The organism is Actinotignum sp. usb-actsch-213, assembly GCF_059085665.1.
Genome location: NZ_JBHNSQ010000026.1, coordinates 23,554 through 45,790, shown reverse-complemented (window position 1 = coordinate 45,790; position 22,237 = coordinate 23,554). Strand labels below are relative to the sequence as shown.

Here is a 22,237-nt window from a genome sequence, read left to right as displayed (position 1 = left end):
ACCGTTCGTTAGCGCCCATGGCCCTGGCTATTATTGCTGCCGGGCTAACCTTTTATGTTCCGGTTAGCGTGGTTTTCCTGACTTCTCGAGGGCAGTCCCTCGAAAATATTTTCATTTTCGAGAGTATTCTCTTAGCGAGCATCCTTGTTGCAGAAGTACCCAGCGGGCTTATTTCGGACAGAATTGATCGCCGGTGGGTTATCCTTTCCGGTTTCGTATTCAACGGGTGTGCGGAAGTTGTTTTTGCGTTGGGAAACTCGTTCACTGCGTTCACCTTGTCATTTGTGCTGAGCGGCCTAGGAATTGCGATGCTCACCGGCACGCAGGATGCCTACATCTACGAAGCTCTCGGCGACGATGCAGATCGGGACTCAGTTGCGGTGTGGGGACACTTCGGCGCCCTTGAGTTAGCGGCCGGGGTCTTTGCTTCATTCGTGGGTGGAGTGCTCACAAAGATTGATGTTGCTTTACCGGCTTGCGCGGCCGCCATCGCTGCCTGTCTAGCCGCGGTAGCCGTTCTCTTCCTCCCACCACAACCCGCTTCTACTTCTGAAAAAGCCACGGAAGAAACGGCACTTGTTTCCTTGAAGCGGGGTATTTGTTTGCTGTTCAGCTCCCCGGTACTGCTGTATACCGCTGTCGCTTCGGCAGCGGTCTTCGTGCTCTTCAATTCAGTATTTACGCTCAACCAGCCAATTTTTGATCGTGTTGATGTGCCGCTTGCCTTCTGGGGTTTCATCGTTGGTGGTGCCCAATTAGCTGCGGCAGTTTACGATCATTTCTCCGGGGTGATCGTTGAACGAGTCGGTCGGCGAGCAGGTCTTCTCCTGGCTTTCGGATACGGCGTCATTGGATTTATCTTGATGATGATTCCGCACATTATATGCGTGATCATTGGTTTCACATTGGTGGTTATCAGCATGTTCGCGCGTGGACCGATCACTCGAGCAGTCGCTAACAAGGAAATTCCGAGCGAGCGTCGTGCGACGGTTTTAAACGTTGCAAGCACACTGGGAAGTCTCATTGGAATCTTGCTCAACCCGGTCATCGGCTGGGGCGCAGATCAAAGTCCAGTGGTGACAGTGGGCGGAATCGCCCTTGTTCTTTTCTTCGTCACGCTGACGTGGATTCCAATCGCAAATCGTTACGTTCAGGTCAAGGAAACAGAAGAGGAACAGCGGTGAAAAATCTGAGCTGGAAGTCGTACTTATCCGTGGCTCTGCTGATCTTTGTGTGCCATGCCGCGTATCCCATCGTGGACCTCATTCAACCCGATAAACGCTACTACGCCGGGTACCTGGCCTTCGGATCAATACTCGCTTGTAGCCTCCTCGGTTTGATCCTTCCGCTACGCCTTGTATCCAGAAAATCCTTAGTTTTGTGCGGGGTCAGCATCGTCATCGGATTGGTAGCCGGCCTGGCAATGTGGCCGCTGGCGTGGAATTGGTTTCCGGATATGCCGCACTTCTTCGGCGGTTATCTCCTTGTGAATTGCGGAGTTTATGCCTTTGTAGGCTTCTTTTCCTACCGCCACCGCAAGGAAAGGCTCCGCTACGCCCACGTCCTGCACCAGGCGGCGCAGAAATCTACCCCGCACACCCCAGAACAGGATCCGGGCATTACCGCGCCGAATGTGCCAACATCCGATGTACCGACACCGGACGAACCAGCCCCTGGCTTGTAGCCCGAGTGCCAACTAGATCATCCCGCTAGGTGATCTTTCCAAGTGTATGAAACACTTCCTCAAGGTAGGACTCGGTGTGCTCGAGGATGATTTTCCCTCCGACTGCGATGCGAAAGTGAACCGCCGCAGCCTCGGGAGAAGCGGGGTCCACTTCTTCGCCGATGAGACCAAGCCATTGCACGGTGATATCTGAGGGCTCAATCTGTTCTGCGGTAGACACACATTCCGTATACGGGATATCAAATGCCTTCCCGTACGCGGCGACGCATACATCACCCTCATCCCGATATACCGTGAAGATCTTTTCCCCGGCAGGAGCCTGATTGACGATGATGTGCGCATCTTTGGGAATCGTAGGGGTCCGGTCGATATAGAATCCTGGAACGATATTCCAGTAGAGCGCGCCTATAGCCCCAAGCCACGCAACGAGCACGGCTAAAACAACCATACAAGCCGTTCTAAAACGCAGGATATTCCTGATCGTTCTAGGACTCAGTATCGTCGTTATATCAGTAGCCATATCGCCTCCGCTGGGCATGTATACCGCAGACGCTTTCCACTGACCGACGCCTACGTCATCCTCACTCCCTCGATTCTATTCTGATCTTGCGAAGGTCGGGTGCGGGAGCGTTCGGATTGCCCAGGCGCACGGTATTCCAACCTTGACGCAGGGACACTGAGGTATTCACCCAAGAGAATGCGCCGCTGAAAGAGCCCGTTGATAGGCCGCCGAGCACATACGCGTCGTCGTTCACATCTACGTGGAGGTCACGCACCTCACCGCTGCGGTATTCAATACCGAGGCGATACGTGCCAGCTTCCGGTGCATAAACGGAGGTGAGGGTAACATCATTCCCCGCGCCACCGAGCCACCGTGTTGTCCCGCTCGCAACCCGGGTTTCACCCCGCATCACGCCATCGGTCGTTGCGAGGGTATAGGGCAGTGTGCTCGGCGCATATTGGTACGCGCGGAAATAATCAATCTCGAACGTCTTTGGATACGGGATCGCGGGATCGAAGGGGCCGGTCCAGGAGTCAGCTTCACGTTTCTCGTACAGGCCTAGGTAGGTGAGCATCGGATAATTCGGGGAAAGCGGGGTGGAGAATTTCTCAACGCCATCGACGTACACTTTCATCCCCGAAGGCTTCCATTCAAAACCGTAGGTGTGGAAACCTTCGGAAAGATCGGTGCCGGTGGAAATCTTGGTCGTCCAGGGGAAGAGCCTGCCCCAATCACCCCAGGGATGAATAGCGCTTTGCGCCACGGTGGCGTTATTGCGCCCGAGGATCTCAAAAATATCAACTTCACCGTTCTGGCGTGACCATCCGCCCTGGCCTTCGGGCACGTCTTGGTTCGCTCCTGTCATCCACCAGGCGCTGTGCAAGCCTCCCCCGTTCGCAGCCCGGGCCCGCAGCTCAAAATAACCGTATTTCTGGAGATGCCCACGGAACGGCTGCGTCTGCTGTGCAATCCCGGGGTATTTGGTCCACTCGTGCAAATAGTCTTTTTGGTAGGTCTGCAGCGAGGAAACCCGCGTCGAGCCATCAAAGCTCGGGTCCCAGGGCTGTTGATCCGCGGTGATCTTGAGTTTGAGCGTACCATCGCTCACTTCATAGTTCGCTTGGGTGCCGGGCGAGGTTGACCAATGGGGTAGGTAGCGATCCGTGAAAAGGGCATCGTTGATGCCTGTACCGTTGAATTCGGAAGATGCGGTCAGCACCATTCCTTCTTTTGCCGGAGTTGCCGGGTCGATAATCTGTTCCGGGGCAGCCACGCGCGGCGTCGCTTCACCAGTTTCCACAGATGCCGCAGGCTCCGTGGTTTTCACGGCGTAGCTTGTGCATGGTACAAGAGTTACCGCACCCACCAAGGCGAGGAGCGCTGCGGAGCTCCTACTTCGCCGTAACAGCGTATCTTTACCGGGTTTCATGAGGTGTCCTTTCGGGAATGTGTTTCGCCTCCGGAGCAGCATTGCTCCGTCGAGCTGGTGGAAGTGGCGTCCATGCTTTACTTCACCAAGAGCCGATCAGAAATACGGGTGCTCGGGTTGAGATAGGGATCAAAATCGATGATTTCCCCGTTGATCTCGAAGCGGTAGCGCCCGAGTTGGCGAACCGCCAGCGCCCCGCGGAAACGCGTGGTCCAGGCACACACCGCCGCTTTTTCTTCTTCACTTAGCCAGGCCGCAGGGCAGGAGCATTGTGCGAACTCACACGCAAGTGCCGCATCCGCGGTCAAGGCATTAACCTCGGGAGAGAGCAGCGATCCGCGGGTGCGGAAGTAGGCAACATCGGGGTCGCAATCGAGGAGCGGCTTAAGCCAGGTACGCGAGAGCGAATTCCGCAGCGCGTTGACCACCGCCGGACCGGATGGATCGCGCACGCGTTCGCTATTATCCCAGTAGGGTGCGGTATCCGGGCCAACCCTAACCCCATCCAGCACCCCGAGAGATGCGTTCATCACCGCTCCGGAACCGAGCAAATACACCTCGTCACCAAGCGCGGCGCGAATTGTTTCCAGGCCGCTCCGGTAGGCTTCTTCGCGCGGCATCCCGCCCGTGCGTTCCCCTGCTACCGCGGCGGCATAGATGAAATCAAGCTTGAACATATCCACACCCCAGCCCTGGATCGTGGACATAGTGGTAGCCAGCCAGTCATGCGCTTGGGGTTTGGAAAAATCGAGCGCGTAATAATTCGCTCCCCAATTATTGCCAGTTACAGTCAGGGAGCCATCAGCGTTATGGAGGAATAGCTCTGGATAAGAGGAGAGCACCGGAGTATCCGGGAGGGCGATAAAGGGTGCGACCCACAGTCCTGCTTTCAGGCCCGCATCATGAATCTTGGAGAAGACATCCGGCATACCCGCGGCGAATTTGGAGTTGGCCCGCCAGTCCCCGACCCGGCGTTCCCAACCATCGTCGATCTGGATGGTGCCGTAGCCCAGCTCGCGCGCGGGCGCTATTTCCGCGTTAATAATCTCCGCGGTTATTTCTTCGAACCAGGAGTACCAGGAGGACCACACCGGCCCGAGCGTTTCCGCAGCCCGCAGCGGCGTGCGCTCCCCCAGGTATTCTTCTTTGAGAACGCCTGCGTAGCGGGTAAATACCTCCGGTTCGCTCCCGATGCTCACCAGCCACGAAGCTTCGTCGGCTTCCGCGCTTGCCTCTACTTCTTCCGCGGAGATTTTCAAGAGCGGCGAGGAGGCGTGCACGGCTCCGATGAGGAGGGTGCGCCCTTCCGGGCCGCTCAGAGCGGTCATCATGGACGAGTGATGCTCGGCGGGAGTATCCGTTGCGGCGTCGTCGGCCGTGAGTGCGCGTAAGGGCTTGTCCCAGATTCGCCACGGTTCCCGGCGCAGCGTCCACCACCGCGTGGGGGTCCAGGAATTCCACCCGTGCCGGTAGTATTCGGTGGCGCCCCACGGGTGGGAGAGTTTCCACGAAGTTCCGGTAATGAGGTAGTCGCTTGTATTAAGTGGTACGACGGCGCTGGCTCCGTGAACGGTGAACGTGCCTGAGTCGGTGTGGATGTCCATGTTTTCTCCGCGAAAAATATGCAGCGGGGTACGGTTTGCTCGAGTGCCTAACCGCACCCCGCCGTGTAGGTAATGGGGGTTACTTGGTGAGGATGGAGTTCACCTTGTCATTGAGCTTGGCCAGTGCCTCGGCCGGCTCAACGGAGAGCTGTTCGATCTCATCGAAGGTGACCTGGCCTTCCGTTGCGATCTCATTGCCCTTATCGGTGATCGGGTAGTAGGCGAGGTTGGAGGCATCCTTGGTGATTTCGGTGAATGCCGAAACGTCCCGGCCTGCCTTCTCATGCGCCTGGGCGGCCTTCTCGGAGTATTCGGTCAGCGAGGGGAAAACAACCGCATCTTCCGCAACGATGGACTGGCACTTATCCGAGGTAAGGAACTTGACCCATTGGAACGCGGCTTCGGGGTTCTTAGCCTGCTTGGTGATGGAGGGAGCCAGGCCGTTAATGATAGTCTTACGGCCTTGCGGACCTTCGGGAAGCGGAGCGAAAGCAAACTTGTTCTTCTCCGAGCTGGACCACATCTTGATACGCCAGGATCCATCCGGAACCAGCGCAGCCTTGCCCTGCTCCATCATGGGTTCCAGGCCCAGCGGACCTGCAATTTCCAACGGGGTAACGTAGCCGGCTTCAATCTGCTTTTGCCACCAGGCCATTGCTTCAGCGAGCTTGGGATCGTTCATCTTGTACTCGGTGCCGAAGGGATTCTTATCGAGGTACTTGAAGCCATTGGAAAGAGCGAACCACGACCACTGGCCCTGGCCGACGATCCCGCCGCCCTTTTCCAGACCCCAGCCGTAAACCTTGACATTGTTCTTGTCGAAACCGGGTTCATCACCGCGCTTGCCATTATTATCAATGGTCAGATGAGCGATGAGTTTGCCGAAGGTGCCGCCGTCTTGCGGATTCCAGGTGAGCTTCTTGAGCTCATCGGCGGAGACACCGGCTTCTTCGGTCAGTTTGGTGTTGTAGACAAAGGCGATGGTGTCCCAGTCCTGCGGGATACCGTAACGCTTACCGTCCTTGACCCAGAGGTTCGCCAGTTCGCCGGTGTACTTGGAGAAATCAATCTCCCCATCTTTCATATACTGGTTGAGATCTAGGAGCTGACCCTTACCTGCCAACTCGGGATAGTACTGAACGTGGTTGGTAATAACATCCGGCGCTGTGCCAGAAACAAGGTCGGTAGTCAGATTCTTCCAGTAGTCATCCCAGCCCTGCTGTTCAATCTTGACCTTGATACCGGTTTCCTTTTCAAAAGCAACCGCGCACTTCTGGTAGGTGGCCTGCTGGCCAGCGTCCCAGAGCCGGTAGGTGACTTCTTTGGAGGTGGAGTCCTTTCCGGAGTCGGTTTTACCTTGGGATACGGAGGTGCCATTGGAGCACGCTCCCAATGCGAGGCACATAGTTGCACCTACGGCAAACAGCTGCGTTACCTTGCGCATCTGAGTTCCTTTCTCGTGGGTTGACGTCGTCGTCGTTCTTATTTCAATTTTTGGGTACTTGACTTGTGCCCGCCTATTTCGCGGCGGTCAAACCAAGAGAGTTAACTAGGCGCTTGCCGAAGATAATGAGCAAGATGAACATCGGGATGATCTGCAAGGTCGCCGCGGCCATGAGCCCGGCCCAATCGGGGCGGGTGGAGGGTGAGGACTGCGCGAAAACGGACAGGGCCACGTTGAGGAGCCGCACGGAGTCGCCCTTGGCAATGAGCTGGGGCCACATGTATTCGTTCCATCCGAATACCGCTTGAATAATCGCGAGCGTGGTGATGGGTGCAGCACACATGGGCACGATCATTTTCCGGAAAACCGTCCACCGGCTCGCACCGTCGAGCATGGCGGCTTCTTCCACTTCCCTAGGTAGGGAAAGCATGAATTGGCGCAGGAAGAAGATTCCGAAGGGGCAGATGAGCACGTACGGGGCGAGCAAGCCCTGGAAGGTGTTGATCCACGCCAGCTTGTCCATGAGCACGAAGTTGGGAAGGGCCACGAAGATCGGGGGAATCATGAGTGCCACCAACAGCGTGACGAAAAGAGTGTCCCGGCCGCGGAAGTGCAGGCGTGAGAGCGCGTAGGCAGCCATGGTGGATGTAGTTACCTGAGCGATAACCAGAATCGCCACGAAGAGCAGCGAGTTGCGCATATAGAGCCAGAAGTTAATGGTTGCCGCCGTACCTCCTGCGGCCACACTTTCTTCCGGAGTGGTCATGCCCAACACCCGCCGGAAATTGATGGTGGTGGCGTTCTCGGGGATGAGTGAATAGTTCCCGGAGAAAATTTCCGAATTGGGCGTGAGCGCGGTACGCAGTGCCCACAGGAGCGGAAGAACCGTGACAATAATGAGAAGGATAAGCAATCCCCATCCGGCCACTTTTCGGGCTGTTACGGGCTGGTGTCGTTTTTTCGTTGTTGTGCGTGCGATCGTCTTCATTGTTCTTCCTCCAGCCCCTTAGTTCATATCGGATTCGTTGGAGCGAGCGAGCCTCAGCTGGATGATGGTAATGACAACCAAGGCCAGCATGAGCACCACTGCCATCGCGGAGGCGTAGCCCATATCAAATTGTTCGAAAGCTTTTTCGTAGATATACAGGTAGATCACCCGGGTTGAGTTCCCCGGCCCGCCCGAGGTGGCAACCGAAACGGTGTCAAAGATCTGGAAGGAACCGATCATGGAGACCACCACAACCATGACGAGGATCGGGCGGAGCAGCGGGAGGGTGACGTGGCGGAACGTTTGCCAGGTGGAGGCGCCTTCCGTTTCCGCGGCTTCGTAGATCATGCGGGGAATTGTTTGCATTCCCGCGAAAAGCAGCAATCCGGTATAGCCCATATTGCGCCAGGAGTTCACCAAAGCCACGGTATAGATTGCGATATCCGGGTTGCCGTAGAAGGAAATGGGACCGACCCCGATAAAACCGATGATGTGGTTGAGCAGGCCAACCGTGGGATCGAGGATGAACAGCGTGATGGCCGCGATCGTGACATTGGGAACGAGCCAGGGTAGGAGCAAAACGGAACGCACCAGAGTGGATTGCGAAACCTTTTGCATGAGGAAGGCAATGCCGAGCCCCAGGATGGTCTGGGTGGAGATATTCACGAGCACGTATATGACCGTCACCTTGATGGAGTTCAGGAAGGTGTCATCCGAGAGAAGCCGCGCGTAGTTATCCCATCCCACCCATTTTGCGTCCTCGAGCAGGTTCCAATCGGTAAAGGACATGTGGATACCGCGCACAATCGGGATGAGGTAAAAGACCACGAATCCGATAACTGCCGGGGCCAGGAAGAGTACCGCCGCGCGCCCCTCCCCTTTCCGGTGGAAGCGGCTCCCGCGCGGAGTTCCCTGCGCGCGTGGTTTCTTTCGTGCGGGTACTACGCCATTCTCGGCTGTAGCTGCGGCTGTGTGCATCATCGCCTCCATACCTGCCGGGGCAGGTTTTCGCTTCATTGCGTATCCAGTATCTGGTTACCGGTTGCCTCGCGAACATTATTACGTTAGTTTCTTTAGTATGTCAAACGTTTCGAAGTTCCCTGCTGCGGTGACCCGCAGGGTGCAGCGTCGCATGAACCTCCTCGCGGCGTGTCAGTACCTGGTGCACGAATCGCAGACTATCGCGGAAATTGCGGGGAAAATTGGCGTCACACGGCCGGCCGCGGAAAGCATCGTGGCCGATCTTGATGATCTGGGTTGGCTCAAACAGCTGGAGCCCGAAAACACCCTGGGGCGCCCGGCGGTGCGCTGGGTGCTGGACGAGCACGCCGTTTACGTGCTCGGTTTAGATATTGGCGCGCACCATTGCACCGCCATGCTCTGCAATGCCAGGGGCGAGGTTCTTGGGGAGCGCACCTGCGAACTTTCCGCAGCTCAGGTGGCTAATGAGCGTGTTGACGCGGCCGTTGATCTGGGGCGAAGCACTGTCGCGGACGCGAAACTAGACGTGAGAGATATTACACTTTGTTCGGTCGCGTCACCCGGTGTCATTAACGACGGCGCAGTTGAGTACTTCGGCGGCAGTGGAATGCCCGGGTGGCAGGGCAGCAATATCGCAGCTCAGATCTCCACCAGGCTGGGCTGCCACACGGTGGTGGCCGGGGATTGCGCCCTCGGTGCCCTCGGGGAAGCCTGGCAGGGAGCCGCGGAGGGCCACGACGAAGTGGTGTATATCCTCTCCGGTGAACGTACCGGAGCGGCCGCCATCGTGGGTGGGCGTATCCACCGCGGGCTGCGGGGTGGAGCCGGCCTTATTGGCGAACTTGGAGTGTTACGCTGGCGCGATATCGAAGCGGCAACACATGCCCGGGAGCTGTACCCCGCGGGTGAAGTCCCCTCCCGCACCAAGATTTTCGAGAGTGTAGATAGCGATCCGCGCGCCCGTGACTTCGTTGATGACTTCGCCGATGCTCTCTCCCTGGGAGCTTCCGCCATGATCCTCGCGCTTGCTCCATCCCATGTGGTGGTAGGCGGGAAATACTCCGCCTACGCGGATACGTTCTTGGAGCGATTCATCGAGAACTTACGGCGAATCTGCCCAATTATGCCGGAAGTTTCCGTATCAGCCCTGGGCCCGCGCGCTATTTGCTTAGGTGCGTTGCGGCAAGGATTAGACACCCTGACCGATGACCTTACGCAGATGGCTTCTTCCTCGGAAGTATTCCCATCCGTCCAAGGTTTCCAAGAAATCTACCGTAGATAACTAGTTCGATTTTGACGTGGTTGTCCGGGTTGGCTGGGCGGCACGTCCTCAGCGGAAGAAGTGGCCATGACACCTCCCCCACACCTCCTCCCGGTGTACCGCAGCATCGATGCCCTGCTCGCCTACGCCCAGGACTATCTAGATCTTGACGCCCGCGATATCACCCTGACCCGCAATCGGATCTTTGAGATTTTTTCTCTAGATTCGTACCCCGGAGCGGAAGAAGTCCTAGCTTTGCTCGATAGCGATCCGGGGGCAGAGTCCGCACCCGCGGACCCAAGGGATGCGAATCCCGTGCACGGTGGCCGGCCCGATAACGTGCTGAGCGAGTTTCTAGACTCGTGCGAGAAGGCCGGCCTCATTGAGACGGGTGGCCGGGCAGCCATGGCCGATAGGGTTATGGGAATCGTGAGCATCCCGCCCTCCGTTATCCGCTCCAAGTTTGCTGCTCTGAAGAATTCTGCGGGGGGCCGGGCGGCGATGGAGTGGTTCTATAACTACGGCGTGGCAAATGACTACGTGAAACGCAGCGTGCTTGATCGCAATCCACGTTTCGAATCTAACGGCCTGATTATCACCATCAATTTGGCCAAGCCCGAGTTCAAGGACCCGCGTACCGCGGCAAGTGGGAATTCCCTTGCGGGCGGCTATCCCAAATGCACGATCTGCCCGGAGAACGAAGGTTTTGCGGGGCGCTCTAAAGCGACTCTCCGCACGGTGCCCTTACATTTAGCCGGCCAGGATTGGTTCTGGCAGTTCTCCCCCTACGGATATTTCACGCAGCACGGGATAGCGGTAAACACTGAGCACATCCCCATGCATATCGACGAAGCTACCTTTGACAGGCTCATGGACTTCGTTGATGCATTCCCCGGGTACTTTATTGGCTGCAATGCCACCCTTCCCCGGATCGGAGGATCCGTGCTCGGGCATGATCACTATCAGGGTGGCCTGGAAACTCTTCCCCTCCACACCACCCCTGCCCGCCAGAGCTATACCTCGGCAGAGGAGTGCGCCGTCGTACTAGAAAGTGTGGAATGGCCCGGAAGTGTGCTGCGCGTTGTGGGGCGTGACCGCGCTGCCGTGACGCGGGCCAGCTACGGCATCACTCGGGCCTGGAATACTTATACGAATGAGCAGCTCGGCATTATTCCGCGGGACGCAGAAGGGCAGCATTCCGGGGTATCGCCCACCTGTGTGCGTACCGCGCGCGGCTACGAAATGAACATCATTTTGCGCTCGAATATCACCAGTGAGCGCTATCCGCAGGGGGTTTTCCACGCGCACCCGGAGTTTTTCCCCGTCAAGCAGGAGTCCATCGGTCTGATCGAAGCTCAGGGCTTGTTTATTTTGCCGGCGCGTCTGCAGCGTCAGCTCGCGCTGCTCGCGCAAGCTTTGGAGGATGGGCACAAACTGCCCGAGGAGCTTCCGGAATTCGCCATGATTTTTGAGGAGATCCGCCAGCTGCTCGGTGGTGCCCGTGATAAGGAAAGTGTGGAAGATGCGATCCGGACCGAACTGGGTAGCGTCTGCGTTCGAATTCTCGAAAACACCGCCGTATTCCCGAGCGAAGCGGATACCGCGAGCTTCCTGTCCGAATGCGGCTGGTATCCGCAAGCGTGATACCGCAAGGCATTAGGTCGCAAGCTTCAATGCGGCACGTCCGCACAGAACAAGACAACAGGTTTGTGAAAAGAGGTTAGTGATGACAACTGTTTTAGTAGCTGGAGGTGCTGGCTATATCGGCACCCACACGAGTATTGAACTCCTTGAACAGGGCTACAACGTGGTGTGCGTGGACAATTACGCGAATTCCAGCCCGGAAGCCGTGGAGCGCGTGCGCCGGATTACCGATCACGACCTCCCCGCTTACGACATTGACGTTCGTGATGCGCAAGCTCTCGACCAGGTTTTTAGCCGCCACCCGATTGACTGGGTCATTTATTTTGCTGGTTTCAAAGCGGTGGGTGAATCCGTGGCGCAACCGCTCAAGTATTACGAGAATAATATTGGCGGGGCGCTGGCATTGCTGTCTGTCATGCAAGCCCATTCGGTGAAGAAGATTGTCTTTTCTAGTTCTGCCACCGTTTATGGAGATCCGGTATCTTTGCCACTCACCGAGGAGTCTCCGGCGGGGAAAGCCACGAATCCGTACGGGCAAACCAAGGTGATGACCGAGCAAATTTTGGAGGATATCCAGAAGGCTGACCCGAACTGGACGGTAGTGCTGCTGCGGTATTTCAATCCTATTGGCGCCCATCCCAGTGGCTTGATCGGGGAAGATCCCAAGGGTATCCCCGCTAATCTCACGCCGTATGTGGCGAAGGTAGTGGTAGGGGAACTTGACCACGTCCAGGTGTTTGGTGATGACTATGACACCCCGGACGGTACCGGCGTACGGGATTATATCCACGTTGTTGATTTAGCGCGCGGGCACGTTGCTGCGGTTGACAAGGTCAATTCGCCGGGGGTGTACGTATATAACCTGGGTACCGGTCACGGCTCCTCAGTTTTGGAGGTTATTCACGCCTATGAAAAGGCAGCCGGGATTAAAATTCCCTACCGGGTGGTCGCCCGGCGGCCAGGCGATATTGCTTCCAGTTATGCCGATGCCAGTAAAGCCGCACGGGAATTGGGCTGGCGAGCCACCCATTCCCTTGATGAGATGGCGACCTCCTCCCTGCACTGGCAGAGAATGAATCCCGCGGGGTTGCGGGGCTGAGCAGCGTATCTTCGTTTCCTTCGTTCCCCTGAACGTCTCTTCGACACCGCGGGTATTGGCCGGTATCCCCCATTCGGATGACCGGCCGATACTACTTTGCGCTCTTATTGAGCGCCATCGGTTTCTCCGCTGACCAGGCGGGCCCCGCAGCTTGCCTGCGCTAGCAGTAGTTCCGGGGTGGGGAATCCGCGTGCTGCGGCCGCTTCCATAACGCCGGCAGCGAGCGCCTCTACTTTGTCGAGCGGAACGAGCGCGATTGCGGAACCACCGAATCCGCCGCCGGTCATGCGAGCGCCCAGGGCGCCGTGCTGGCATGCTGCTTCGACCACGCAATCCAGTTCGGGGCAGGAGACCTCGAAGTCATCGCGTAGCGATACGTGTGATTCGTTGAACAGCTTGCCAAGGGTGTGGAAATCACCTGCCCTCAGGGCTTCGATGGCATGGGTAACACGGACGTTTTCGGTGATGACGTGCCGCGCACGCCGGGCATGCACTCCGTTGATCCTATCGATATCCTCCACGCTTGCTTCGCGCAGGGAGCTCAGCCCCAGAAGCTTCGCGGCTTCTTCGCATTCCTGGCGGCGATTTCCGTATTGCCCGTCTGATAGGGAGTGCTTGGCGCGGGTATTGATGACAACCAGTTGCAGTCCGGCTGCCGCGAAATCTGCGGGAATAAGGCTGTGTGTGTGGGAGTGGAAATCGAGCGCAACGGCTGCGCCGTCGTTCCCGAAAACGGATACCGTTTGGTCCATTCCGCCTGTTGGCGCGTGCGCTACTTCGTTTTCCGCGCGAATACAGGCAGTAACAACAGCGTTCGGATCTTCCTGAATGAGGCACGGGTTGATGGCGCATGCCATGGCGCATTCGAGGGCTGCCGAAGAGGAAAGCCCTGCTCCCAGCGGAACACAGGAGACGATAGCCGCGTCGTAGCCGCGCTGTACATCTAATGCCCAGGCGGGTCCGGCAGCATAGGCGATCCACGATCCCGGCATAGCGGGATTGATATCTTCAACGTGTCCCTCCCAGAGTTCGCCGTGCTCGGATATCAGCCGAATACGGTTATCGCTGCGCACATTCAGGGCAACGTAGGTGCGGTGCGGTAGCGCGATGGGGAGGCACAGCCCGGCGTTGTAGTCGGTGTGTTCGCCAATAAGATTGACTCGCCCGGGTGCGAAAGCCACGCGCTCAGCCGTTTCGCTAAAAGTCCGGGTGAATAGCTCCTGAGCCCGCCGAGTTCCTTCGGCGGTATCCCACGCAGCGGTGAAAGCTAATGACATTGAGTGTCCCTATGCTCGCTCGTCGTTGAGAAACAAGCCAAGTTTACCAGAGCGGAATAGGTGATCCCTAGATTCCCTGGGGTTCCCAGAGGTAGTGTCCGGAAGGCCGACTTATGTCACAATGAGGACATGCATAAGTTCCGGTTGGCTGACCCGAAAAACTTGCGCTCCCGTTCCAATAGGGGTGCAAGCGAGTCTGTGCGCATATACGAATGGGCACATCCCTGGGACAAACACTGTGGAGTAGGACTTGCCTGGACAAATCCCCAATGCTGGCTGCGAAAAGATCTCAACGAGCTACGCAGTTTATTCGGCAATGACCCAGAAGCGTTTTTCGTCACAGCAACGTTAGCCGGGCACTTACGGGAATACCTCGAGCAAGCCTCTCTCGGTGAACTATCATCAAAAGAAGCTACTGCCTGTAAAAGCCAGCCTGGCGTTGCAGAAATTCGGCTCCCCATTCCGTACAGAATCAACTCCAGACAGTTTTTAGTTCGGCTGTATTATGGAGAACCCGCCGAGTGGGGCGGCATGGTTTCTCTATGTCTTGGAGCCAAAGAAAACTCCGACAACTGGAAAGAGCAACAAAATGTGAGCATCTCCCTGGCGCAAAACAGAGGAGAATCCTGGTTAATAAATTGGCGGAGCGGTAATACATCAGAGGGAGGATGAGCAGCATGGATTTCTTCGCCGAGGTTGTAGAGAGATCGTACGAGCAAGCCAAACGGAACCGTCGATTATTCGAAAAGCTTCAATTTCTGCGTGAAGCCAAACAAATACCGAGGGAGATTGTTGCTAGAAGGCTAGCTACCACTCCGGAGTCAGTGACAGATTTAGAGTTAAGGGCCGTGAATCCGACACTGCAGGAGCTGCATTCCTACGCGGTCGCTATCGGTGTTTCCATCGACTACGACGTGAAAGACCTAGACGAGCAGGACACCACTTTCGGTTGGGATGGAAGCCTCAACACTGGTGAAAAGAAACGGATCAAGGACAATGCTTAGAGACAACATCACGGATATTAGTTTTATCGAGGTTTCCGGCAAAACGACCAAATATTACAACGATAACCAGCGCGATCTCGGAAGCCATTTGGACGTACATACGCGGTTTATTGATCTCGACGAAGACACTGCGGGCGTTTCCACCGCTGATGTCACCATGAATCTTGTCGCCACATTCCAAGGTAAAGAAGTGTACCTGTCCGAGGTCACGGCACGCGTGCGTATTGAAAACCTGGAAGACAAGCACCAGGACATTACCTCAGAACTCATCGATCTTGTATGGCCGATCATGGCCACAAAACTACTCGACGTCGCGCAAGCGGTGGGGCTTTCCCTCACCGGCCTGCCGATGTTCAAACCGGAAAAAAGCGCTCAGCGATAGATCTCCACACTGGCTACCAGCGCCCCACTTCTCCGGCTCTGCGCTGAAAAAACCGGCCGAGCTTTCCTCGCGCCGCGCTCATGCAGGAAAATATAGCCATGCAGTTTTCCCATTCGTATGAAATCGACGCCCCCGCGAGCGCCGTCGCCACCGTCCTCATGTCCGAAGAACTCGCCAACCGCCGTCTCGCCGCGCTCCACACGCAACCGTCCTCCTTCACACCCGGCGCCGAGCGCGCAGTCCTCACGGTGCGGGTGGATGCCGAACAGCTTCCCGCACAGGCTCGGCGGTTCCTTTCTTCCGGTTTAGCCGCCAGTATCGTGTTTACCCGCAGTGGGAACGACGTCGCAGCGCAGCTGGAAGCCAAACTTCCCGTCCACGCCAGCGCTGATTTCCAGGTTGCTGGTTCCGGGCCGGCCACGGTCACGGTGACCGGTGAGGTGCGGGTCTCCATTCCCTTCGTCGGCAAGAAAATTGAGGAGAAGGTGGCCCAGTACGCCGCGAAAGTGGTGGAGCGCGACGCCGCGCTTATCCGCGAGATCATCGCGCAGGGCTAAGATGCTCACCCGGCATGCTGCCTCTCCCAGCGCGGCCCGGCCGGGTAGCTTTTTCGCAGCCAATTTTTCTGTCGTAGTTGCCACGTAGGATGGGTTCATGATTAATCGCCAATATGAAGATCTGCTTGCAGATATCCTCGCCAACGGAACTCGCAAGGGGGACCGCACCGGCACGGGTACCCTCTCTGTCTTCGGGCGCCAGCTGCGCTACCACCTGGCTGATGGTTTCCCGCGTATCACCACCAAGTTCGTGGCCATGAAGCCCATCAAGGGAGAACTCCTGTGGTTCTTGCGCGGATCTACCAATATTGAGTGGTTGCAGCGCAATGGCATCACCATTTGGGATGAGTGGGCTGATGAACATGGGGAGCTCGGCCCGGTTTACGGCTATCAGTGGCGTAGCTGGCCCGCGCCGGATGGCCGGCATATCGATCAGATTTCCCAGCTCTTGGAAACCTTACGTACCAACCCGGATTCGCGGCGCATGATCGTCTCTGCGTGGAATGTGGCGGATCTGGATAAGATGGCGCTCCAGCCCTGCCATGCTTTCTTCCAGTTCTACGTGGCGGATGGCAAGCTTTCTTGCCAGCTCTACCAGCGCAGCGCGGATATGTTCCTCGGGGTGCCTTTCAATATCGCCTCGTATTCCCTGCTCACCCATATGATCGCCCAGCAGGTTGGTCTGGATGTTGGTGATTTTGTGTGGACGGGTGGGGACTGCCATATCTACCTCAACCACCTCGATCAGGTGCGCGAACAGATCTCGCGCGAACCTTATCCCTTCCCCACCCTGGAGCTGCGCAAAGCCGATTCCCTCTTCTCTTATGAGATGGATGATATTTCGGCCACCCAGGGCTACCAGCACCACCCCAAGCTCACCGGCGCGGTCTCGGTCTAGGAGGAAGCTATGCTCATTGCACAAATCTGGGCGGAAGCACACGGTCATGCCCTCGCGAAGGGTTTGCGGCTGCCCTGGAACGTTCCGGAAGATTCGGCCTTTTTCCGAGCGGCGGTGCGCGGGCGGCCCGTTATCATGGGGCGGAAAACCTGGATTTCGGCGGGGCGACGGCCCATGCCGCACTCCCCCACCATCGTGGTGAGCACGCAGGAAGATTTTGGGGTTCCCGGTGCGCAGCTCGCCTCGAATCTTGAGGAGGCCTTCACGCTGGCCCGTGCTACCGGGGCGGATGCGGCTTGGGTATGCGGGGGTGCCGGGGTCTATGCCGAAACCCGGGACTATTCACAGGTGCTTATCCGCACCGTTATCGATGCAGATGTGGATGCTGATATTTTCGCGCCCGCAATCACCCCGGAATGGGAGCTGCGGCTCTGCTCACCGGGAAACGCTCATGAAGGCTGGCACGCCTCGCGCGCCGGGCTGCGCTATCGATACGAAGTCTGGGCTCGCCCCGGTGTTTCCATCCCGGAAAATCTACTCCCCGTTACCCCGGATGCGGCCTGGCAGGTGGCCTAAATGCTGCGTGTGGGCGCGCGGGCAGCTGGCGTTCTTGCCGCCGTGGCGCTCAGCTGCGCAGCCTGCACTCCCACCGGCAACGCGGGCGCGCCGCCCTCCCCCACCCCGCGGCCCATCACCGCCATCGTGCAACTAGGTGATTCTTTTTCCTCCGGTAACGGAGCCGGCACTTACGAAGAAGATACCTGCCGGCGCTCCCCGGATAACTACTCCGCTCCGCTCGCCCGTGAACTCGGCGCCAGCTATACCAACGCCTCGTGCTCCGGAGCACGAACATCCGACATTGCCGAACAAGTTAGTGCCGTCACCCCGGATACTTCAGTCGTTTTCCTCACCGCCGGCGGCAACAACGCCAACTTCGCCCGGATCATCAGCTCGTGCTTCGTGCTCCGTACCCCGAATAGCTGCGAAGAAGCCATGAATGCAGCCACCGCGGCACTCCCGGCTATCGAAGAATCCACCCTAGAGATCCTGCGGGCCATCGATACCGCCTCCCACGGCCAGGCCACCGCTATCCTGGTCGGCTACCCGAGGCTTTTCGCGGAACACTCCTACCGCATCCCTCCGGTGGTGGAAAGCTACGATGCCGGGGCCGCCCTCGCCCAGCTCCAGGATGCCGCTGACGCCATGCAAGAACGCGTCACCGCCCAGATGCGGAAAGAAACCGGATCCAAACGTTTCCTCTTCGCCTCCACCCACGCATTATTCGCCGGGCACGAACCGCGCGCCCAAGCCTTCCGCGATAACGAAGAAGCGTGGCTGGTCTCCCCCTTCTCATCCTCAGATGTTCAAGCGTGGATGCATCCCACCGCGCGCGGGTACCGCGAAATACACGCCTACCTGCGCGAACTCCTCGCCGGAGCCGGTTTCGCCGTCCCCGCTATCCCCGAAAGCACTCCGGCAACACCGTCACCTCCCGCCCGAGCACTGCTATCCGAGTAGACCTGCGGTAGCGGCTTCCGGGCGCCGCACACCTAGCTAGCTTCCGGCTCAGTCATAGCCGCTGGATTCACCCAGGTATCAAAATCCGCCGCGCTGACCTGCCCCGAAGCAAGCGCAACCTCCCGTAGTGAAGCCCCACTGGCCTGAGCTGCGCGCGCCAGCTTAGCTGCGGCGTCGTACCCAATATGAGGAGCAAGTGCCGTGACCAACATGAGATTCCGGTCCAGGTGCGCGGAGATGACGCCGGTGCGCGGGGTGATGCCTGCCGCGCAGAAACGTTCGAAAGTGCGCAGGGCGTCGCCGAGCAGGCACAATGCCTCCAGCACCGAAAACACCATGACCGGCTTGTACACATTGAGCTGGAAATTGCCCTGCGAGCCTGCGAAAGCCACCGCGGCGTCATAACCGAAAACCGCGACGCACACCTGAGTAAGAGCCTCCGCCTGGGTTGGATTCACCTTGCCCGGCATAATCGAAGAACCCGGCTCGTTATCGGGGATCGCGATCTCGCCGATGCCGGTACGCGGGCCCGAGGCATACCAGCGGATATCGTTAGCAATCTTCATGGATGCAGCGGCCAAAGTGCGCAAACTTGCCGAAAAAGTCACGAGGTCATCGTGGGCAGCCAGAGCCGCGGGAAGATCATCCGCCGGGCGGAACGGCAAGCCGGTAGCCTCCTCGAGCAGCTCGCAGACCCGCGCCGCGAAACGCGGATGCGAATTCAGACCGGTGCCCACCGCGGTCCCGCCCAGCGCCACTCGGTACAGGCCCGCCGCCGCTGCCCGCACCCCCGCGAGCGCGCTCTCCAGTTGCGCCGCCCAGGAGCCCACCACCTGATCCCAGCGGATCGGGGTGGCATCCTGCAGATGGGTACGCCCCACCATCACCACATCCGCGAAGCGGCTCGCGCGAGCGCGGAACGTGGCCGCCAAGCTCTCCACCGCCGGGATAAGCTGGCGGTGCGCCTGGCGAGCCACCGCCACATACATCGCAGTGGGGAACACATCATTCGAGGACTGGCCCTTATTGACATGGTCATTGGGGTGCACCGGACTTTTCCCGCCGCGCTGCCCGGTGGCGATTTCATTCGCACGCGCCGCAATCACCTCATTGGCGTTCATATTCGTTTGGGTGCCCGAACCTGTCTGGAACACCTTGAGCGGAAATTCCGCGTCAAGAACACCCTCAGCAACCTCGCTGGCGGCCGCGGTAATAAGGGTGGCGAGCTGCGGATCAAGCACCCCGAGCTCGGCATTCGCACGAGCAGCAGCGCCTTTGAGCAACCCAAACGCGTGAATAAGGGGGCCACCCCAGGTGTAACGCTGCCCGCCGATGGGGAAATGCTGAAGCGAGCGAGCGGTCTGCGCGCCCCAATAGTGCGCGGCGGGCACCTCAACCGGACCCATCAAATCCGTTTCCGTGCGGGTGAGCTGAGCCGCGGCGGGCTTAGGTGCGGCGGCGGTGCCGTCCGCGCCGGTGAGCTGATCCTTCGTCATAATTCCAAGGGTAGTGCCTATCCAGCTGAGAACGGTCAGTCCACCTGGATTGGCCCCTGCCCACCACAACCGCTATGAAGCTGAGTGGCATCTCTCACGCTCCCGGTATTTAGGCAGGAAAGGCCGCCGCGGGCGGGCCATAAGCATCTGCGCGCGCTATGTTTATTAGGTAAAGTCAGGCGCGGACAAAGGAGGGACATGGCTACGGAGCGACGGCGCGGTTCTCGGGCACTTGATACTCCCGCGCGCGGCAAACGCGCCTCGGTGCCCGCACCATCTTCCACTCCTTCTCCCACCACGGAAAAAGCCACACTCCGGGACGAGCGCGACCAGCTGCGCGCAGAGTGCGAAAAATTGCGTGGTGAGCACGCGAAGCTGCGTGAGGAGCACGCGAAGCTGCGCGGCGAAAGCACCGCGCTCCACCGCGAAGTAGAAGCGCTGGGCGCGAAAAATTCGCAGCTGCGTGGCGAGCGCGAGGCTGCCCGCGCGGAGGCCGCCACGCTCCAGACCCGCGTGACCGAGCTGGAGGGCCTGGTGGCGGATTTGCGCCGTCGTGAAAAAGAAGTGGAAGCGGGCGTGGTCTACGCCTCGGGCGTGGAACAAAGCGCCGTGACCGCGCAGGCCCGCAGCGAGGACGCGATGCGGCGCGCGGCCCGGCTGGTTGCGCGCGTGCGCGGTTTAGAGCAGCAGCTAGAAGAAGAACGACGGCGCTACGCGGCCCTCGAGGCGGCGGGTCGGGCTCGGGAAGCGCGCCTCACCGTGGATTCGGCACGTACCTCCGCCGCGCATCAGGAACGTTATACCAGCCAGATCAGCACTCTTGAGGTGCAGCTGCGCGAAGCGCGGGCCCAGCTGGCCGCCACCCGCACCCAGCTGGAGACCTCCGGCAATGAGCTGGCCGAGGCACAGGCGGAGCTGCGCGAGGCGCAATCCCACGCGCAAACCCAGCGCTACCTGAGCCTCGGAATGGGAGGACTCGCGGCAGCGCTGGGTATTGCGATGCTCATTATTGTTTTATAAGAACACGCACTTACACCTATCGGTGCGGTGCGAACGGGCTAGGCCTCCTCACTGGCAACCTTCCCCCAGCCGTCAGCTGGGAAAAGCTGGCGGCGGAAAGCGAAGAAAGCCAGCAAACCAGCCAGGCACGTCGCGCCCACGATGATGAAAAGCAGGGTGAGGCTATGCGCGGAATCAGCGAGATACTGCGCTTCGGCCACGCCGTCTGGGCGAACCGCCGCGGGCATCATTGACCCGAGGATTGCGATCCCAATCGAGGGTGAGATATTCATAGCCAGGTCATTCATGCCCACCGCACGCCCCGATTCGGATACATCCACGGTTCCCATGACGGTATCCACCACCGGCGCATAGGCCAAGCCCAGGCCACCGAAGAGGAACACCGCCGAAACAATAATGCCCCACAGGCCCTCGTCTACCGTGAAAGCGGCAAGGAAGGCGCCGATAGCGGCAGCTCCACCCGCCAGTACAATTCCCATCCCGCAGCCGATTTTCGCCACGATTGCGCCGCTCATCACGCCCATGGCGGTCGCAACAACGTAGCCGGCGAGCAGCACGAAGCCCATTTCCAGGGCCGTCTTGCCGTGGAAAATACCACCTGCCAGGTTGAAGAGCGGCGTCATGGCGTAATTACCGAAGTAGAAGAGCAGCACCAGGGAGACCGCCATGAGGTAGCGGCGGTTCTGGAAGAACTCCGGGGTGACGAAGGGGTTCTTGGCCTTGGAAATGTAGATGATGAAGAGGACCAGGAGCACCGCGAAGGCGCCCAGGTAAAGCCAGTTCATCGAGTTGAAGTACATGACCAGGGCCGTGACCGTAACGCCGGCCAGCAGGAAGCCGGGCACATCAATCCGCTGGGCCTTTCCGGAAACATCCGGGAGGCCCCGCCACAGGGTGGGGATGAAGAGCACCGAAATGAGCGGGATCGCGAAGAGCCACACCCAGGACATGGTGATAAGCCATCCAGCCGCGAGCACCCCAATGGCCGTGGAGAACTGATAGGCCGCGGTGAAGACACCGAAATACAGAACCTTTTTCACCCCGGGGACATACTTGGTGGTCACCACGAGGTAGACGGACCCGGATACCTGCGTGCCCGCTGTTTGAATCGCACGGGCGATAATCACCACCCAGATGGAGGACCGCGATGCCACCAGTCCCAACACCGAGCCGATAACGATGAGCACGATACCCGCCATCATCATTTTGCGCAGGGAAACGAAATCGCCAAGCGAACCGTAAATCACGCACACAATACCCAGCACAATGCCGGGAATTGAGGTAATAAGCGGGGCATACTCAACCGCGTTGAGCTGCGCGCCGATGTCTTGGAAAACCAGGTTGAAGCCCTGGATCGTGAGAATTGAGGTAATGAAAATAATGATGAGTTGCGGCAGCGTGCGCATGGCAGCCGCGGTATCAACCTGAGATCGATCACGCGCGTCCACG

The 22,237-nt window shown here is 58.6% G+C and carries 22 protein-coding genes; 13 read left to right on the top strand and 9 right to left on the bottom strand.

Annotation, left to right across the window (positions count from 1 at the left end):
- The first annotated feature begins 17 nt into the window (after positions 1-17).
- Positions 18-1,184 carry an MFS transporter gene (locus tag AC5RK6_RS01965; RefSeq protein WP_320757955.1) on the top strand — a complete coding sequence of 389 codons (1,167 nt, stop codon included), beginning with the start codon at positions 18-20 and terminating at the stop codon, positions 1,182-1,184.
- Positions 1,181-1,684 (top strand): hypothetical protein, encoded by a 504-nt coding sequence (locus tag AC5RK6_RS01960; protein WP_320757956.1) that lies wholly within the window; start codon positions 1,181-1,183, stop codon positions 1,682-1,684. Before AC5RK6_RS01965 ends, AC5RK6_RS01960 begins: the two co-directional genes overlap by 4 nt.
- A gap of 25 nt (positions 1,685-1,709) precedes the next feature.
- Here AC5RK6_RS01960 and AC5RK6_RS01955 read toward each other — a convergent pair whose 3' ends face one another.
- The 6 genes from AC5RK6_RS01955 to AC5RK6_RS01930 all read right to left on the bottom strand — a co-directional run bounded on the left by AC5RK6_RS01955 (position 1,710) and on the right by AC5RK6_RS01930 (position 8,668).
- Entirely contained in the window at positions 1,710-2,204 is a 495-nt protein-coding gene (locus tag AC5RK6_RS01955; RefSeq protein ID WP_320757957.1) for a hypothetical protein, read from the bottom strand.
- A gap of 61 nt (positions 2,205-2,265) precedes the next feature.
- Positions 2,266-3,513 (bottom strand): family 16 glycosylhydrolase, encoded by a 1,248-nt coding sequence (locus AC5RK6_RS01950; RefSeq protein ID WP_320757958.1) that lies wholly within the window; start codon positions 3,511-3,513, stop codon positions 2,266-2,268.
- A 179-nt stretch (positions 3,514-3,692) separates the two neighbouring features.
- Positions 3,693-5,219 (bottom strand): glycoside hydrolase family 36 protein, encoded by a 1,527-nt coding sequence (locus tag AC5RK6_RS01945; protein WP_320757959.1) that lies wholly within the window; start codon positions 5,217-5,219, stop codon positions 3,693-3,695.
- 79 nt (positions 5,220-5,298) lie between these two features.
- Positions 5,299-6,663 (bottom strand): ABC transporter substrate-binding protein, encoded by a 1,365-nt coding sequence (locus tag AC5RK6_RS01940; RefSeq protein ID WP_320757960.1) that lies wholly within the window; start codon positions 6,661-6,663, stop codon positions 5,299-5,301.
- Between the two features lie 73 nt (positions 6,664-6,736).
- Entirely contained in the window at positions 6,737-7,651 is a 915-nt protein-coding gene (locus AC5RK6_RS01935; protein ID WP_320757961.1) for a carbohydrate ABC transporter permease, read from the bottom strand.
- A gap of 18 nt (positions 7,652-7,669) precedes the next feature.
- Complete coding sequence (locus AC5RK6_RS01930; protein ID WP_320757962.1) at positions 7,670-8,668, bottom strand: carbohydrate ABC transporter permease; 999 nt, start codon at positions 8,666-8,668, stop codon at positions 7,670-7,672.
- A 61-nt stretch (positions 8,669-8,729) separates the two neighbouring features.
- Between AC5RK6_RS01930 and AC5RK6_RS01925 the strand changes: the two genes are divergently transcribed.
- The 3 genes from AC5RK6_RS01925 (at position 8,730) to galE (ending at position 12,636) form a co-directional block, all read left to right on the top strand.
- On the top strand, positions 8,730-9,914 hold the full coding sequence (locus tag AC5RK6_RS01925) for an ROK family transcriptional regulator (RefSeq protein WP_320757963.1): 1,185 nt from the start codon (positions 8,730-8,732) through the stop codon (positions 9,912-9,914).
- Between the two features lie 66 nt (positions 9,915-9,980).
- Entirely contained in the window at positions 9,981-11,537 is a 1,557-nt protein-coding gene (locus AC5RK6_RS01920) for a galactose-1-phosphate uridylyltransferase (RefSeq protein WP_320757964.1), read from the top strand.
- A gap of 82 nt (positions 11,538-11,619) precedes the next feature.
- Complete coding sequence (gene galE, locus AC5RK6_RS01915; RefSeq protein WP_320757965.1) at positions 11,620-12,636, top strand: UDP-glucose 4-epimerase GalE; 1,017 nt, start codon at positions 11,620-11,622, stop codon at positions 12,634-12,636.
- A gap of 104 nt (positions 12,637-12,740) precedes the next feature.
- On the opposite strand, the gene galK is transcribed toward galE, so the two are convergent.
- The gene (gene galK, locus AC5RK6_RS01910; protein ID WP_320757966.1) at positions 12,741-13,913 is read right to left on the bottom strand and encodes a galactokinase; all 1,173 of its coding nucleotides are present in this window, start codon (positions 13,911-13,913) and stop codon (positions 12,741-12,743) included.
- A 129-nt stretch (positions 13,914-14,042) separates the two neighbouring features.
- Between galK and AC5RK6_RS01905 the strand changes: the two genes are divergently transcribed.
- From AC5RK6_RS01905 to AC5RK6_RS01875, 7 genes are all read left to right on the top strand, one after another.
- On the top strand, positions 14,043-14,585 hold the full coding sequence (locus tag AC5RK6_RS01905; RefSeq protein WP_320757967.1) for a hypothetical protein: 543 nt from the start codon (positions 14,043-14,045) through the stop codon (positions 14,583-14,585).
- A gap of 5 nt (positions 14,586-14,590) precedes the next feature.
- Complete coding sequence (locus AC5RK6_RS01900; protein ID WP_320757968.1) at positions 14,591-14,917, top strand: helix-turn-helix domain-containing protein; 327 nt, start codon at positions 14,591-14,593, stop codon at positions 14,915-14,917.
- Complete coding sequence (locus AC5RK6_RS01895) at positions 14,910-15,299, top strand: hypothetical protein (RefSeq protein WP_320757969.1); 390 nt, start codon at positions 14,910-14,912, stop codon at positions 15,297-15,299. The genes AC5RK6_RS01900 and AC5RK6_RS01895 overlap by 8 nt, the downstream gene beginning before the upstream one ends.
- 98 nt (positions 15,300-15,397) lie before the next feature.
- Positions 15,398-15,856 carry a DUF2505 domain-containing protein gene (locus tag AC5RK6_RS01890; protein WP_320757970.1) on the top strand — a complete coding sequence of 153 codons (459 nt, stop codon included), beginning with the start codon at positions 15,398-15,400 and terminating at the stop codon, positions 15,854-15,856.
- Positions 15,857-15,953: 97 nt separating this feature from the next.
- Positions 15,954-16,754 carry a thymidylate synthase gene (locus AC5RK6_RS01885; RefSeq protein ID WP_320757971.1) on the top strand — a complete coding sequence of 267 codons (801 nt, stop codon included), beginning with the start codon at positions 15,954-15,956 and terminating at the stop codon, positions 16,752-16,754.
- Positions 16,755-16,763: 9 nt separating this feature from the next.
- Positions 16,764-17,330 (top strand): dihydrofolate reductase, encoded by a 567-nt coding sequence (locus AC5RK6_RS01880; protein ID WP_320757972.1) that lies wholly within the window; start codon positions 16,764-16,766, stop codon positions 17,328-17,330.
- Positions 17,331-18,272: an SGNH/GDSL hydrolase family protein gene (locus AC5RK6_RS01875; RefSeq protein WP_320757973.1), complete on the top strand. Its 942-nt coding sequence runs from the start codon at positions 17,331-17,333 to the stop codon at positions 18,270-18,272. It begins immediately after the preceding gene.
- A 32-nt stretch (positions 18,273-18,304) separates the two neighbouring features.
- Here AC5RK6_RS01875 and AC5RK6_RS01870 read toward each other — a convergent pair whose 3' ends face one another.
- Positions 18,305-19,768, bottom strand: coding sequence for a class II fumarate hydratase (locus AC5RK6_RS01870; RefSeq protein ID WP_435706304.1), 1,464 nt, complete (start codon positions 19,766-19,768; stop codon positions 18,305-18,307).
- Between the two features lie 198 nt (positions 19,769-19,966).
- Here AC5RK6_RS01870 and AC5RK6_RS01865 point away from each other — a divergent pair, with 198 nt between their 5' ends.
- Positions 19,967-20,788, top strand: coding sequence for a coiled-coil domain-containing protein (locus tag AC5RK6_RS01865; RefSeq protein ID WP_320757333.1), 822 nt, complete (start codon positions 19,967-19,969; stop codon positions 20,786-20,788).
- Between the two features lie 38 nt (positions 20,789-20,826).
- Here AC5RK6_RS01865 and AC5RK6_RS01860 read toward each other — a convergent pair whose 3' ends face one another.
- Positions 20,827-22,236, bottom strand: coding sequence for an MFS transporter (locus AC5RK6_RS01860; protein ID WP_435706305.1), 1,410 nt, complete (start codon positions 22,234-22,236; stop codon positions 20,827-20,829).
- Position 22,237 lies beyond the last annotated feature (1 nt).